We start from the raw sequence: 15,252 nt of genomic DNA, 5'->3' as shown, positions 1-15,252 counted from the left end.
ATAAGACGCAGCGCGTCGCATCCGGCAACATTATCACGGCTCAAACGGTCGACGCTGGAACTGATCGTGTCCGCATTTCGGGCATAGCGGCAGCACGTCAGGAGTGTACACCGCTAAATGGAAGTGGCACTTCTCGCAGACCAGATTGCCCAACCCGACCACCTCGCCGCTGTGATAAACCCCGTGATGGCTGAGGTCCTGGAACACTTCGCGCCATTCGAGCTGCGTTTTATCGGTAATATCGGCCAGTTCCTGCCAGATACTCTCTTTGATAACCCGCATAAAGACGCTGTCGGTCTCCTCATCGAGGCTTTCTTCATAGCTCAGAGCAAACTCTTCCAGGTCGCGTCTGACGGCCCGGGTGAGCTCTTCCACCTCGGTGCGCGTTAACTCCCCGGTCTGCATAACGCGCTGACGCGCCTGTTCCACCAACGCATCAATATCGCGTTCGCCATTACGCAGGCGTTCACTCAGTGAAGCCACCAGTTCACGGTAATATTGAGCAACCTTGTTCATCGCTTCGCCTCCTGGGTCGTTAACTGTCTATAATAATAGACGTTATTTACGCTACGCTTTGCAAGACTGTCCACAGAGTGTGTAAATTCGTGCAAGAATTATCCTTACGGGAATTCAACGTTGAATGCGCGAAAGGCTGTTTTGGCGCGGGCGTTTGGGCTATGCTATGCGGATCTAAAACACCACATCTAGAGCTACGTTTGTAGCTGTATTGAAAACAGGACCACTGGCTGCCATGCAAGAGCAATACCGCCCGGAAGAGATAGAATCCAAAGTACAGCTTCACTGGGATGAGAAGCGCACATTTGAAGTTACCGAAGACGAGAGCAAAGAGAAGTATTACTGCCTGTCTATGCTTCCCTATCCTTCTGGTCGACTACACATGGGCCACGTACGTAACTACACCATCGGTGACGTGATCGCTCGCTATCAGCGTATGCTGGGCAAAAACGTATTACAGCCAATCGGCTGGGATGCGTTCGGTCTGCCGGCGGAAGGTGCAGCGGTCAAAAACAATACCGCCCCCGCGCCTTGGACGTACGACAACATCGCTTACATGAAAAACCAGCTCAAAATGCTGGGTTTCGGTTACGACTGGAGCCGTGAGCTGGCGACCTGCACCCCGGAATACTACCGCTGGGAACAGAAGTTCTTCACCGAGCTGTACAAAAAAGGGCTGGTGTACAAGAAAACGTCTGCCGTTAACTGGTGCCCGAACGACCAGACCGTACTGGCGAACGAACAGGTTATCGACGGCTGCTGCTGGCGTTGCGACACCAAAGTTGAGCGTAAAGAGATCCCGCAGTGGTTCATCAAAATCACCGCTTACGCTGACGAACTGTTGCGCGATCTGGATAATCTGGATCACTGGCCTGACACCGTGAAAACGATGCAGCGCAACTGGATTGGCCGTTCTGAAGGCGTGGAAATCACCTTCGATGTGAACGATTACGACAACACGCTGACCGTCTACACCACACGCCCGGACACCTTTATGGGTGCGACCTACCTGGCGGTTGCTGCAGGTCATCCGCTGGCGCAGAAAGCCGCTGAAAATAACCCAGAACTGGCTGCCTTCATTGACGAATGCCGCAACACCAAGGTTGCTGAAGCCGAAATGGCGACCATGGAGAAGAAAGGCGTCGACACTGGTTTCAAAGCCGTTCACCCGCTGACTGGCGAAGAGATCCCGGTTTGGGCGGCAAACTTCGTGCTGATGGAATACGGTACAGGCGCAGTTATGGCCGTTCCGGGTCACGATCAGCGCGATTACGAATTTGCGACCAAATATGGCCTGACCATCAAGCCGGTAATTCTGACCGCTGAAGGCGCAGAGCCGGATCTGTCTGAACAAGCGCTGACTGAAAAAGGCGTGCTGTTTAACTCCGGTGAGTTTGACGGCCTCGACTTCGAAGCGGCCTTCAACGCTATTGCTGACAAGCTGGTAGCTAAAGGCGTGGGTGAGCGTAAAGTTAACTATCGTCTGCGTGACTGGGGTGTTTCCCGTCAGCGTTACTGGGGCGCGCCGATTCCGATGGTGACGCTGGAAGACGGTACCGTCCTGCCAACGCCAGAAGACCAACTGCCGGTTATTTTGCCGGAAGACGTAGTCATGGACGGCATTACCAGCCCAATCAAAGCCGATCCGGAGTGGGCGAAAACCACCGTTAACGGTATGCCTGCGCTGCGTGAAACTGACACCTTCGATACCTTTATGGAGTCGTCCTGGTACTACGCGCGCTACACCTGCCCGCAGTATCAGGAAGGTATGCTGGATTCCGACGCGGCGAACTACTGGCTGCCGGTTGATATCTACATTGGCGGTATTGAACACGCCATCATGCACCTGCTCTACTTCCGCTTCTTCCACAAACTGATGCGCGACGCAGGCATGGTCAACTCTGATGAACCAGCTAAACAGCTGCTGTGTCAGGGGATGGTTCTGGCCGATGCGTTCTACTACGTTGGCGCCAACGGCGAACGTAACTGGGTTTCTCCGGTTGATGCCATCGTTGAGCGTGACGAAAAAGGTCGCATCGTTAAGGCTAAGGATGCAGAAGGCCATGAACTGGTGTATACCGGCATGAGCAAGATGTCCAAGTCGAAAAATAACGGTATCGACCCGCAGGTCATGGTTGAACGCTACGGCGCCGACACCGTACGTCTGTTCATGATGTTCGCTTCTCCGGCTGATATGACGCTGGAATGGCAGGAGTCCGGCGTTGAAGGGGCGAACCGCTTCCTGAAACGTGTCTGGAAACTGGTTTACGAACATACGTCCCAGGGAGATGTTGCTGCCCTGAACGTTGATGTGTTGAGCGAAGATCAAAAAGCGCTGCGTCGCGACGTGCATAAAACCATTGCTAAAGTCACCGATGATATCGGTCGTCGTCAGACCTTTAACACCGCGATTGCGGCGATTATGGAGCTGATGAACAAGCTGGCGAAAGCACCGCAGGCAGACGAGCAGGACAGAGCCCTGATGCAGGAAGCATTGCTGGCTGTTGTACGCATGCTTAACCCGTTCACCCCACACGTTTGCTTCACCCTGTGGCAGGCGCTGAAAGGCGAAGGCGATATCGACAACGCGCCGTGGCCGGTGGCGGACGAAGCAGCAATGGTTGAAGACTCAACGCTGGTTGTGGTTCAGGTAAACGGCAAAGTACGTGGCAAAATCACCGTTCCGGTAAACGCCACTGAAGAGCAGGTTCGTGAACGTGCTGGCCAGGAGCATCTGGTGGCAAAATATCTTGATGGCGTTACCGTACGTAAAGTGATTTATGTACCGGGTAAACTCCTCAATCTGGTCGTTGGCTAAGCGCGGGAGGAAGCGTGCGACTTCTGACAACATTGTTGTTATCGCTGGCGGTGCTTGTCACCGCCGGGTGTGGTTGGCATCTGCGTAGTACTACGCAGGTTCCCCCCTCAATGAAAACCATGATCCTGAACTCTGGCGATCCGAACGGCCCGTTAAGCCGCGCGGTGCGTAATCAGCTGCGTCTGAACGGCGTTACGCTGCTTGAAGACGGTACTATGCGTAAAGATGTGACGTCCTTACGTCTGGGTGCGGTCAGCCTTTCGCAAGATACGGCATCGGTATTCCAGAACGGTCAAACGGCTGAATACCAGATGGTGATGTCCGTGAGTGCTACTGTGCTGATTCCTGGTCATGATATTTACCCAATCAGCGCCAAAGTTTATCGTTCGTTCTTTGACAACCCACAGGCTGCACTGGCGAAAGATAACGAGCAGGACATGATCATCAAAGAGATGTATGACAAAGCGGCTGAACAGTTGATTCGTAAGCTGCCAAGCGTACATCTGGCCGATACTCAGTCATCCAATGCTGATGCTGAGCCTGCGGTGAATAAAACCGCAGCGCCTGCGTCATCTCCGGCGCGTGTCTCCACCACGCTGGGTAACTGATGCTCAAGTTGTACCCTGAACAACTCCGCGCACAGCTCAATGAAGGGCTGCGCGCGGCGTATTTACTCTTGGGCAACGATCCCCTCTTATTGCAGGAAAGCCAGGATGCCATCCGTCAGGCTGCCGCAACACAAGGATTCGAAGAACACCACGCCTTCACTCTGGACAACAGCACCGACTGGGGAGAGATATTTTCACTCTGCCAGGCGATGAGCCTGTTTGCCAGCCGTCAAACCCTGCTTCTGCAGTTGCCTGAAAATGGCCCTAATGCCGCCATTAATGAACAGCTCGCGTCACTCGTCACTCTGTTACATGACGATCTGCTGCTGATGGTTCGCGGCAACAAACTCACCAGGGCACAGAAAAACGCCGCATGGTATACGGGGCTTGCAAATAATGCGGTTCAGGTAAGCTGCCAGACGCCGGAACAAGCACAGCTTCCTCGCTGGGTTGCCGCCAGGGCGAAACTTAACAACCTGCAACTGGATGACGCGGCCAATCAGCTTTTGTGCTATTGCTATGAAGGTAATTTGTTAGCACTGGCGCAAGCGCTGGAACGATTAGCGTTGCTTTGGCCTGACGGCAAGTTAACGCTGCCTCGCGTGGAGAAAGCGGTTAACGATGCCGCGCACTTTACCCCATTCCACTGGGTAGACGCGCTGCTGATGGGCAAAAGCAAACGCGCGCTGCACATTCTGCAGCAGCTACGCCTGGAAGGTAGCGAGCCGGTTATTTTGCTGCGTACGATCCAGCGTGAGTTGCTGTTGCTGGTTAACTTGAAACGGCAGTCGGCCCATACGCCTTTGCGCACGTTGTTTGATAAACACCGGGTGTGGCAAAATCGCCGGGGCATGATGGGAGATGCGCTAAACCGGCTGAACCCGGCGCAACTGCGTCAGGCTGTTACGCTTTTAACGCGTACGGAAATTACGCTTAAACAAGACTATGGTCAGTCAGTGTGGGCGGAACTTGAGGGGCTTTCCCTTTTGCTCTGTCATAAATCGCTGGCCGATGTTTTTATTGATGGTTGATATGAAATCATTGCAGGCTCTGTTCGGTGGCACCTTTGATCCGGTGCATTACGGTCATCTTAAACCGGTTGAAATTCTGGCGAATCTGATTGGCCTTTCCCGGGTCATCATCATGCCCAATAACGTGCCGCCACATCGTGCGCAGCCCGAAGCGTCCGCTGAGCAACGTAAGCGTATGGTTGAACTGGCCATTGCTGATAAGCCGCTGTTTTCCCTGGATGAACGCGAGCTGAAACGCGATACCGCCTCCTACACCGCGCAAACGCTAAAAGAGTGGCGCGAGGAGCAAGGCCCGAACGTGCCATTAGCGTTTATCATTGGTCAGGATTCGCTGCTTACCTTCCCTTCCTGGCATGACTACCACACGATTCTGGGTAATACCCACCTCATCGTGTGCCGACGTCCGGGTTATCCACTCGAAATGGCGCAGGAAAAACACCAGCAATGGCTGGAGGATCATCTGACCCATTCAGCAGATGACCTGCACAACCTGCCTTGCGGGAAAATTTACCTGGCCGAAACGCCGTGGTTTAACATCTCCGCCACGCTCATCCGTGAGCGCCTGGAAAAGGGCGAGCCGTGCGACGACCTGATGCCAGACGCGGTGCTTGACTATATCAATCAACAGGGACTGTACCGCTAAGCGCCTTGCGTAAGGCCGTCAGCAGGTGGTTATTCTCTTCCTGGCTGCGAACGGCTACCCGATAATAGCGCGCATCCAGCCCCGGATAATTGGCGCAACTGCGAATCAAGACATGCTGTTTCAGCAACGCAAGTTGCAGATCAATATCCGCACGATCGCAGCGTAATAAACGATAATTTGCCCGGCCGGGATACGCCGTCAGGCCGGGCAGATCTTGCAGTTGTTGATCAAACCGCTCCCCCTCTTGTTCCAGCCATTTCCACGTCGCCCGCTGATACGCGCTATCGCGTAAGATAATCTCGCCTGCCAGGGCAGCAAACGCATTAATTGACCACGGCATTTGTTGGCTGCGCATCTGTGCAACCGCCTGTTCGTTACTGTTGACCAGATACCCCAGACGCAGTCCCGGGATCGCATAAAACTTGGTGAGCGAACGCAGCACCCAAATATGCGGGTTCTCTTGCAGTAACGGGATAAACCCCGACTCCTTGGCAATAAAATCGATAAACGCTTCATCAAGGATCAGGGCGATCCCCAGCGACTCACAACGCGTGGCAATTTCACGCAGCAGGCGGGTTTCGGGCAACAACCCGGTGGGATTATTGGGCGTACAGAGAAACAGGCAGTCCAGCTCAAGCGTTAACGCATCGAGGATCGCATCGGTAAGCTGCCAGCCATCGTCTTCGCACAGCGCAAACTCATGGATCGTACACTCTCCCCATTGCAGCGCCCGACGATATTCCGCAAACCCGGGCGTCACAATCATCGCGTGGCGTGGCTTCAGGCCATGCACCAGGGTAAAAATGGATTCGGTTTCACCGTTCCCGGCCAGGATCCACGAGGACGGAATTTGATGATGCTCCGCCAGCGCGGCATGCAGTTGCGCGTAATCGACATCCGGGTAACGCTCCGTGCAGTCCAGATTGTCGATAATCGCCCGTTTTAAACTTACTGGCATACCCAGCGGGTTAATATTCGCGCTAAAATCCAGCAACTGCTCAGGCAAGATGCCCAACAATTCGGCGGCTTCTCGGGTGTTACCGCCATGTGCGCTCTTCAATAAAGACATCGTGCCGCTCCAAGTAAAAAAGGGTATTTTAGTGAAAAATCACTGCGCAATCAGGGCAAACATCATATTTTGTGCGAATAGCCTCACGAGGAAAACATGAGACTCTGGTTAGTACGTCATGGCGAAACCGAAGCCAATGTCGCTGGTTTATATAGCGGCCACGCCCCCACACCGCTAACGGAACGGGGGATCGCTCAGGCGCAAACGCTGGGTACGCTGTTACGCAATGTCCCTGTCGACAACGTTCTGTGCAGCGAACTGGAACGCGCCCGCCATACAACGCAGTTGATTCTGGCGGAACGTGAAGTTCCTGTGCGCAACATGCCTGAGCTTAATGAGATGTTTTTTGGTGACTGGGAAATGCGTCACCATCGCGATCTGGCGCGCGAAGACGCCGAAAATTACGCCGTGTGGTGTAACGACTGGCAGAATGCGACGCCCACCAATGGCGAAGGTTTTCAGGCGTTTTCCCGGCGAGTGGAACGTTTCATTGCCCAGCTTGCTGATTATAAAGCGAGCCAAAATCTGCTGGTGGTGAGTCATCAAGGCGTGCTGAGCGTGTTGATCGCCCGTCTGCTGTCCATGCCCGCTGCGGCAATGTGGCATTTCCGCGTCGAACAAGGCTGCTGGAGCGCAATTGATTTTTGTGACGATTTTGCGGTTCTGAAAGTGCTTAACAGCCGGGCCGTATGGCGCGACGGGGAGTGAAAGCGCTGTTTTTTATGCCGAAGGGCCTCTCTCCCATTGACACCCCATGACAGGCTGTTATTCTCCGCAGCCTGACTTTTCCCGCCCTTCAGAGCTTTGCAGAAATTGTTTTACAAAAATGGCGATGCATTCTGTGGCGTGGGGTGGGATGATAGCGCACTTCACAAGCGCATTCGGAGACATTTGTCCCGATATCGCCTCTGGTTCAGGTATACTAACAGACGTTTTTAACTCTTTTCACCCAGGGGGAACACTTGCAGGGTAAAGCACTCCAGGATTTTGTAATCGACAAAATTGATGACCTGAAAGGTCAAGACATCATCGCCTTAGACGTTCAGGGCAAATCCAGCATCACTGATTGCATGATTATCTGCACCGGTACATCCAGCCGTCACGTTATGTCTATTGCAGACCACGTGGTTCAGGAGTCCCGCACTGCTGGCCTGCTGCCGCTCGGCGTGGAAGGCGAGAATGTCGCTGACTGGATCGTCGTTGACCTCGGCGATGTGATTGTCCACGTAATGCAGGAAGAGAGTCGTCGCCTGTATGAACTGGAAAAACTCTGGAGTTAATGCGTGAAGCTGCAACTTGTCGCTGTGGGTACGAAAATGCCTGACTGGGTACAAACCGGATTTACCGAGTATCTCCGTCGGTTTCCGAAAGATATGCCCTTTGAGCTGATCGAAATCCCGGCAGGAAAGCGCGGCAAGAACGCGGACATTAAACGCATTCTCGACAAAGAGGGTGAGCAGATGCTGGCTGCCGCAGGCAAAAACCGCATCGTCACCCTTGATATCCCGGGTAAACCCTGGGACACGCCGCAGCTGGCGACCGAACTGGAGCGCTGGAAACTGGACGGTCGTGACGTCAGCCTGTTAATTGGCGGGCCGGAAGGTCTCTCTCCTGCCTGTAAAGCGGCAGCGGAACAAAGCTGGTCACTCTCTGCATTAACCCTTCCACACCCTCTTGTTCGGGTTCTGGTTGCGGAGAGTCTGTACAGGGCGTGGAGCATTACCACCAACCATCCTTATCACCGTGAGTGATCATTGATTCTTGAGTAGATTAAGCAGCGGATGAAACTACAGAATTCTTTTCGCGACTATTCGGCTGAGTCCGCGCTGTTTGTGCGCCGGGCGCTGGTCGCTTTTTTGGGGATTTTGCTGCTAACCGGCGTGCTGATCGCCAACCTTTATAATCTGCAAATCGTTCGCTTCACTGATTATCAGACCCGTTCGAACGAAAACCGCATCAAACTGGTGCCTATCGCGCCGAGTCGCGGCATCATTTATGACCGCAACGGAATTCCTCTCGCCCTTAACCGCACCATTTATCAGATAGAAATGATGCCGGAAAAGGTAGACAACATTCAGGATACCCTCGACGCGCTGCGTAACGTCGTAGACCTGACGGACGACGATATTGCTGCCTTTAAAAAAGAGCGCGCCCGTTCACACCGTTTCACCTCAATTCCGGTAAAAACCAACCTGACTGAAGTTCAGGTCGCACGCTTTGCCGTGAATCAATATCGCTTTCCTGGGGTCGAAGTTAAAGGCTATAAACGCCGCTATTACCCATACGGCTCTGCGCTGACCCACGTAATTGGCTACGTATCGAAGATCAACGATAAAGACGTAGACCGCCTGGACAAAGACGGCAAACTGGCTAACTACGCGGCAACGCATGACATCGGCAAGCTGGGTATTGAACGCTATTATGAGGACGTGCTTCACGGCCAGACCGGGTATGAAGAAGTTGAAGTAAACAACCGCGGTCGCGTCATTCGCCAGCTGAAAGAAGTGGCACCGCAGGCCGGGCACGATATCTATCTCACCCTTGATTTGAAACTCCAGCAGTATATTGAAACGCTGCTGGCGGGCAGTCGTGCCGCCGTGGTGGTTACCGACCCGCGTACCGGTGGCGTTCTGGCGCTGATATCTATGCCGAGCTACGACCCGAATCTGTTCGTGGATGGTATCTCCAGTAAAGATTACTCCGGGTTGCTCAATGACCCGAACACCCCCTTGGTTAACCGCGCCACACAGGGTGTTTACCCCCCTGCTTCGACGGTTAAACCTTACGTTGCGGTTTCTGCGTTAAGCGCAGGCGTCATCACCCGCAATACCGGCCTGTTCGATCCGGGCTGGTGGCAGCTACCGGGCTCTGAAAAACGTTACCGCGACTGGAAAAAGTGGGGGCACGGCCATCTGAACATCACCCGCTCTCTGGAAGAGTCCGCGGATACGTTTTTCTATCAAATCGCCTATGATATGGGGATTGACCGGCTTTCCGAGTGGATGAGCAAATTTGGCTACGGCAAATATACGGGCATCGATCTTGCCGAAGAGCGCTCCGGCAATATGCCAACCCGCGAGTGGAAGCAAAAACGGTTTAAAAAGCCATGGTATCAGGGTGATACCATTCCCGTCGGCATCGGCCAGGGTTACTGGACAGCAACCCCAATCCAGATGAGTAAAGCGCTGATGATCCTTATCAACGACGGTTTGATAAAAGTCCCGCATCTGTTGATGAGCACGGCAGAAAACGGCAAGCAGGTGCCGTGGGTACAGCCGCACGAACCGCCCGTTGGCGATATTCATTCTGGTTACTGGGAAATCGCGAAAGACGGTATGTACGGTGTTGCGAACCGCCCTAACGGAACTGCGCATAAGTATTTTGCTGGCGCGCCTTACAAAATTGCGGCGAAATCCGGTACCGCGCAGGTCTTTGGCCTGAAAGCTAATGAAACCTATAACGCACATAAGATCGCCGAGCGTTTACGTGACCACAAGCTGATGACGGCCTTCGCCCCCTATGATAAACCCCAGGTCGCTGTCGCCATGATCCTTGAAAACGGCGGTGCGGGTCCGGCAGTGGGTACCATTATGCGCCAGATCCTTGACCATATTATGTTGGGCGACAACAACACCAATCTGCCTGCGGAAAACCCAGCGGTTGCAGCAGCGGAGGACCAATAATCGTGACGGATAATCCGAACAAAAAAACATTCTGGGACAAAATCCACATCGATCCCACAATGTTGCTTATTTTGCTGGCTCTGCTGGTTTACAGCTCACTGGTCATCTGGAGCGCCAGCGGCCAGGATATTGGCATGATGGAGCGCAAAGTCGGCCAGATCGCAATGGGCCTGGTCATCATGGTAGTGATGGCGCAAATTCCCCCCCGGGTGTATGAGGGCTGGGCGCCCTATCTCTATATCTTTTGCATCATTCTGTTGGTGGCGGTAGACGCCTTCGGCGCCATTTCCAAAGGTGCGCAGCGCTGGCTAGATTTGGGTATCGTGCGTTTTCAGCCTTCTGAAATTGCCAAAATCGCCGTGCCGCTGATGGTTGCGCGCTTTATTAACCGTGACGTTTGCCCACCATCGCTAAAAAATACCGCCATTGCGCTGGTGCTGATTTTTATGCCCACACTGCTGGTCGCCGCCCAACCTGACCTCGGCACTTCAATTCTGGTCGCCCTTTCCGGTCTGTTTGTCTTGTTCCTTTCTGGTTTGAGCTGGCGCTTAATCGGCGTTGCGGTGGTTCTGGTCGCGGCGTTTATCCCGATACTGTGGTTCTTCCTGATGCATGATTACCAGCGTCAGCGCGTCATGATGCTGCTCGACCCGGAAACCGATCCGCTGGGCGCGGGTTATCACATAATTCAGTCTAAAATTGCTATTGGCTCCGGCGGGTTACGCGGCAAAGGCTGGCTGCATGGTACACAATCGCAGCTTGAGTTTTTACCCGAACGCCACACCGACTTTATCTTTGCTGTCTTAGCGGAAGAGCTGGGTCTGGTGGGGATCTTGATTCTGTTGACGCTCTACATTTTGCTGATTATGCGCGGATTATGGATCGCTGCCCGCGCGCAAACCACCTTTGGTCGCGTCATGGCGGGTGGCTTAATGTTGATATTATTCGTTTATGTCTTCGTAAATATTGGTATGGTGAGCGGTATTCTGCCCGTGGTTGGGGTTCCACTCCCACTGGTCAGTTACGGAGGCTCGGCACTTATCGTGCTGATGGCCGGGTTCGGGATTGTTATGTCGATCCACACCCATAGAAAAATGTTGTCGAAAAGCGTGTAAGGGGTACGCAATGCGTAAGCAGTGGCTTGGTATCTGCATCGCAGCAGGAATGCTCGCGGCGTGTTCGAGTGATGATGGTCAGCAACAGGTTGCTGTCGCGCCGCAGCCTGCGGTGTGTAATGGTCCGATTGTTGAAATCAGCGGGGCCGATCCGCGCTTTGAACCCCTGAACCCAACGGCGAATCAGGACTACCAGCGCGATGGTAAAAGCTACAAAATCGTGCAGGATCCCTCCCGCTTTAGCCAGGCCGGACTTGCCGCTATCTATGATGCGGAACCAGGAAGCAACTTAACCGCGTCTGGCGAAGCGTTCGATCCGATGCAGCTGACCGCTGCGCATCCGACGCTGCCAGTCCCCAGCTATGCCAGAATTACCAATCTGGCGAACGGCAGGATGATCGTCGTGCGCATTAACGATCGCGGGCCTTATGGCAACGATCGCGTGATTTCACTTTCGCGTGCCGCAGCCGATCGTCTGAACACCTCCAACAATACTAAAGTGCGTATCGACCCAATCATCGTCGCCCAGGATGGTTCATTGTCCGGACCGGGTATGGCTTGTACCACTGTCGCGAAACAAACTTATGCCTTGCCTGCGCGTCCTAATTTAAGCGGTGGCGGCAATATGGGAAGCATGCCTTCGCCATCGGATGCAGGTCAGCCGCAAGGCGATATTCGTCCGATCAGTAATTCCACGCTGAAAAGCGATGACCCAACCGGTGCGCCAGTAAACAGCAGTGGATTCCTCGGTGCGCCAACCACGCTCGCATCAGGCGTGCTGGAAAGCAGCGAGCCGACTCCGGCGCCGCAATCGACAACCACCGCACCGGTCACGTCAACCGCGCCGGCAACAACACCAGCAGCCGTCACAGCCCCTGCGCCTGCGGCAACTGCCAACGGACGCTATGTGGTTCAGGTTGGCGCAGTCAGCGAGCAGTCGCGCGCGCAGCAGTATCAAAAGCGTTTAAGCCAGCAGTTTGGCGTTCCTGGCCGGGTGGTACAAAACGGCGCAGTCTGGCGTATCCAGATGGGGCCGTTTGCCAGCAAAGCTGAAGCCTCCACATTGCAGCAGCGTCTTCAATCCGAGGCGCAATTACAGTCCTTCATCACCGGCGTGTAATAACGTAAATCAGGTATCTGAACTGTCAGTTTCTGTAAATGACATTAACAAAGTCACGCGGAAAGTCAGATGCCTGCCAGTTATGCATTTGCTATAGTAGGGCACTTTTTTTAATTTCATCACGGACGTCGTAGTTCAGACCATGAAGACCACTTTTTCCGCTCGTTTCGTGCAGCGTATGGCGCTCACCGCGGCTCTCTGCGCAGCCTCTCTCTCTGCTGCCCATGCCGATGACCTGAATATTAAAACCATGATCCCGGGTGTTCCGCAGATCGATGCGGAGTCGTATATCCTGATTGATTACAATTCAGGTAAAGTTCTGGCAGAACAGAACGCAGACACTCGCCGCGACCCCGCCAGTCTGACCAAAATGATGACCAGCTACGTCATCGGCCAGGCGATGAAAGCCGGGAAATTCAAAGAAACCGATCTGGTCACCGTCGGCAATGACGCATGGGCTACGGGCAACCCGGTCTTCAAAGGTTCATCGCTGATGTTCCTCAAGCCAGGCATGCAGGTTCCTGTTTCTCAGCTGATCCGTGGTATTAACCTGCAATCCGGAAACGACGCGTGCGTGGCGATGGCAGACTTCGCAGCCGGTAGCCAGGATGCTTTCGTCGGCCTGATGAACAGCTATGTGAATGCGCTGGGCCTGAAAAACACCCACTTCCAGACCGTTCATGGTCTCGATGCTGACGGTCAGTACAGCTCGGCTCGCGACATGGCGATGATTGGTCAGGCTCTGATTCGCGACGTGCCTAACGAATACTCTATCTATAAGGAAAAAGAGTTCACCTTTAACGGCATTCGTCAGTTAAACCGCAACGGCCTGCTGTGGGATAACAGCCTGAATGTCGACGGTATCAAAACCGGTCACACCGATAAGGCTGGCTATAACCTCGTTGCATCCGCAACCGAAGGCCAGATGCGTCTGATCTCCGCCGTTATGGGTGGTCGCACCTATAAAGGCCGAGAAACCGAAAGTAAAAAACTGCTGACCTGGGGCTTCCGTTTCTTCGAAACCGTGAACCCGTTGAAAGTGGGTAAAGAATTTGCCTCAGAACCCGCCTGGTTTGGTAACACCGATCGTGCGTCGTTAGGCGTTGATAAAGACGTCTACCTGACCATTCCGCGCGGCCGCATGAAAGACCTGAAAGCCAGCTATGTGTTGAACACCACTGAACTGCACGCTCCGCTGCAGAAAAATCAGGTTGTCGGCACTATCAACTTCCAGTTGGATGGCAAAACCATTGAACAGCGCCCGCTGGTGGTGCTGCAGGAAATCCCTGAAGGCAACTTCTTTGGGAAAATCATTGATTACATTAAATTAATGTTCCATCACTGGTTTGGCTAAAAATCGAACACTTGAAAGTGTGATTTACGTCCCCATATACTAGGTATCCAGATAACTCCCACGCGCAGTGGGAGTTATTATTTTTTGATGTAACGCCGGAGCTGACATGAAAACCAAACTTAACGAACTGCTTGAATTCCCTACTCCATTTACTTACAAAGTAATGGGGCAGGCGTTGCCTGAGCTGGTTGATCAGGTGGTTGAAGTGGTACAGCGCCATGCGCCAGGTGATTACTCTCCGACGGTAAAACCGAGCAGCAAAGGCAACTACCACTCGGTCTCAATCACCATCACTGCTACACACATTGAGCAGGTTGAAACGCTGTACGAAGAATTAGGCAATATCGATATCGTACGCATGGTGCTGTAAAAACCTGTCGGTTACCCGCTGCATCCCCGCTCGGGTAACCCCTCCCCCCTGTGATATACTTTTCCCCTCTTTAACATTCTCTACGGAGATGCCGTTTTGTATCAGGATAAAATTCTGGTCCGCCAGCTCGGTCTTCAACCTTACGAGCCAGTCTCTCTGGCCATGCATGAATTTACCGATACCCGTGATGAAAACAGTCATGATGAAATCTGGCTGGTAGAGCATTATCCTGTCTTCACCCAGGGTCAGGCAGGTAAAGCTGAGCACGTATTGATGCCGGGAGATATTCCGGTGATCCAGAGCGATCGTGGCGGTCAGGTGACCTACCACGGGCCAGGCCAACAAGTCATGTATGTGCTGTTGAACCTGAAGCGTCGTAAACTTGGCGTTCGCGAACTAGTTACGCTGCTGGAGCAAACCGTCGTGAATACCCTTGCGGAAATAGGCATTGACGCCCACCCGCGAGCCGATGCGCCTGGCGTATACGTGGGTGAGAAGAAAATCTGCTCTTTGGGATTACGTATCCGTAAAGGATGTTCATTTCACGGCTTAGCGCTCAACGTGGATATGGACTTGTCACCTTTCCTGCGAATCAATCCTTGCGGTTATGCCGGAATGGAGATGGCGAAAGTATCGCAGTGGGATAGCACAGCCACGACCGAGAGCATTCGCCCCCGCCTGCTGGCCAACATCTTCGCGCTGTTGGGTAACCCACCGCACGAGTACATCGCGGACTGAAAATACGGTCATAGTTTGCCACGGCATATGTTGTGGCAAATGGCACAAAACAACAACTATTTTACATTTTGCCAGCCTGTCAGGCTGCTTTCTGGCCCGTTTCAATGATATACTGCGTATCACTAATTCAAAAATAGTTGATAAATGCAACATTCCCTTGAATTGAAACGCTTTCCTTCGTAATTCG

15 protein-coding genes are annotated in these 15,252 nt (G+C 53.4%); 13 read left to right on the top strand and 2 right to left on the bottom strand.

What is annotated here, in order from left to right:
* Positions 1-33: 33 nt before the first annotated feature.
* Positions 34-516, bottom strand: coding sequence for a zinc ribbon-containing protein (locus B9P82_RS00745; protein WP_003022748.1), 483 nt, complete (start codon positions 514-516; stop codon positions 34-36).
* A 235-nt stretch (positions 517-751) separates the two neighbouring features.
* Here B9P82_RS00745 and leuS point away from each other — a divergent pair, with 235 nt between their 5' ends.
* The 4 genes from leuS to nadD are packed head-to-tail and all read left to right on the top strand — an operon-like array spanning position 752 to position 5,616.
* A complete protein-coding gene (gene leuS / locus B9P82_RS00740) occupies positions 752-3,334 on the top strand; it encodes a leucine--tRNA ligase (protein WP_049040670.1) in 2,583 nt (860 codons plus the stop codon).
* Between the two features lie 14 nt (positions 3,335-3,348).
* Positions 3,349-3,942 (top strand): LPS assembly lipoprotein LptE, encoded by a 594-nt coding sequence (gene lptE, locus B9P82_RS00735; RefSeq protein ID WP_016152238.1) that lies wholly within the window; start codon positions 3,349-3,351, stop codon positions 3,940-3,942.
* On the top strand, positions 3,942-4,973 hold the full coding sequence (gene holA / locus B9P82_RS00730) for a DNA polymerase III subunit delta (RefSeq protein WP_101699811.1): 1,032 nt from the start codon (positions 3,942-3,944) through the stop codon (positions 4,971-4,973). Before lptE ends, holA begins: the two co-directional genes overlap by 1 nt.
* Position 4,974: 1 nt before the next feature.
* Positions 4,975-5,616: a nicotinate-nucleotide adenylyltransferase gene (gene nadD, locus B9P82_RS00725; protein ID WP_049259746.1), complete on the top strand. Its 642-nt coding sequence runs from the start codon at positions 4,975-4,977 to the stop codon at positions 5,614-5,616.
* On the opposite strand, the gene cobD is transcribed toward nadD, so the two are convergent.
* Positions 5,591-6,685: a threonine-phosphate decarboxylase CobD gene (gene cobD / locus B9P82_RS00720; RefSeq protein WP_101699810.1), complete on the bottom strand. Its 1,095-nt coding sequence runs from the start codon at positions 6,683-6,685 to the stop codon at positions 5,591-5,593. The two genes, nadD and cobD, sit on opposite strands and share 26 nt — an antisense overlap.
* A 96-nt stretch (positions 6,686-6,781) precedes the next feature.
* On the opposite strand from cobD, the gene B9P82_RS00715 reads away from it, so the two are divergent.
* From B9P82_RS00715 to lipB, 9 genes are all read left to right on the top strand, one after another.
* On the top strand, positions 6,782-7,393 hold the full coding sequence (locus B9P82_RS00715; protein ID WP_101699809.1) for an adenosylcobalamin/alpha-ribazole phosphatase: 612 nt from the start codon (positions 6,782-6,784) through the stop codon (positions 7,391-7,393).
* A 254-nt stretch (positions 7,394-7,647) separates the two neighbouring features.
* Entirely contained in the window at positions 7,648-7,965 is a 318-nt protein-coding gene (rsfS, locus tag B9P82_RS00710) for a ribosome silencing factor (RefSeq protein WP_003022728.1), read from the top strand.
* 3 nt (positions 7,966-7,968) lie between these two features.
* Entirely contained in the window at positions 7,969-8,436 is a 468-nt protein-coding gene (gene rlmH, locus B9P82_RS00705; RefSeq protein WP_003022725.1) for a 23S rRNA (pseudouridine(1915)-N(3))-methyltransferase RlmH, read from the top strand.
* Positions 8,437-8,466: 30 nt separating this feature from the next.
* Positions 8,467-10,368, top strand: coding sequence for a peptidoglycan DD-transpeptidase MrdA (gene mrdA, locus B9P82_RS00700; protein ID WP_101699808.1), 1,902 nt, complete (start codon positions 8,467-8,469; stop codon positions 10,366-10,368).
* A gap of 2 nt (positions 10,369-10,370) precedes the next feature.
* Positions 10,371-11,483: a peptidoglycan glycosyltransferase MrdB gene (gene mrdB / locus B9P82_RS00695; RefSeq protein WP_006685529.1), complete on the top strand. Its 1,113-nt coding sequence runs from the start codon at positions 10,371-10,373 to the stop codon at positions 11,481-11,483.
* A gap of 10 nt (positions 11,484-11,493) precedes the next feature.
* On the top strand, positions 11,494-12,603 hold the full coding sequence (rlpA, locus tag B9P82_RS00690; protein ID WP_101699807.1) for an endolytic peptidoglycan transglycosylase RlpA: 1,110 nt from the start codon (positions 11,494-11,496) through the stop codon (positions 12,601-12,603).
* A 142-nt stretch (positions 12,604-12,745) separates the two neighbouring features.
* The gene (dacA, locus tag B9P82_RS00685) at positions 12,746-13,957 is read left to right on the top strand and encodes a D-alanyl-D-alanine carboxypeptidase DacA (RefSeq protein WP_003022711.1); all 1,212 of its coding nucleotides are present in this window, start codon (positions 12,746-12,748) and stop codon (positions 13,955-13,957) included.
* A gap of 106 nt (positions 13,958-14,063) precedes the next feature.
* Complete coding sequence (gene ybeD / locus B9P82_RS00680) at positions 14,064-14,327, top strand: DUF493 family protein YbeD (protein ID WP_003022706.1); 264 nt, start codon at positions 14,064-14,066, stop codon at positions 14,325-14,327.
* Between the two features lie 96 nt (positions 14,328-14,423).
* Entirely contained in the window at positions 14,424-15,065 is a 642-nt protein-coding gene (lipB, locus tag B9P82_RS00675) for a lipoyl(octanoyl) transferase LipB (RefSeq protein WP_016152231.1), read from the top strand.
* Positions 15,066-15,252 lie beyond the last annotated feature (187 nt).

Source organism: Citrobacter sp. L55 (genome assembly GCF_002850715.1).
GTDB lineage: Bacteria > Pseudomonadota > Gammaproteobacteria > Enterobacterales > Enterobacteriaceae > Citrobacter > Citrobacter braakii.
This window is presented reverse-complemented; position numbering and strand designations above follow the sequence as displayed.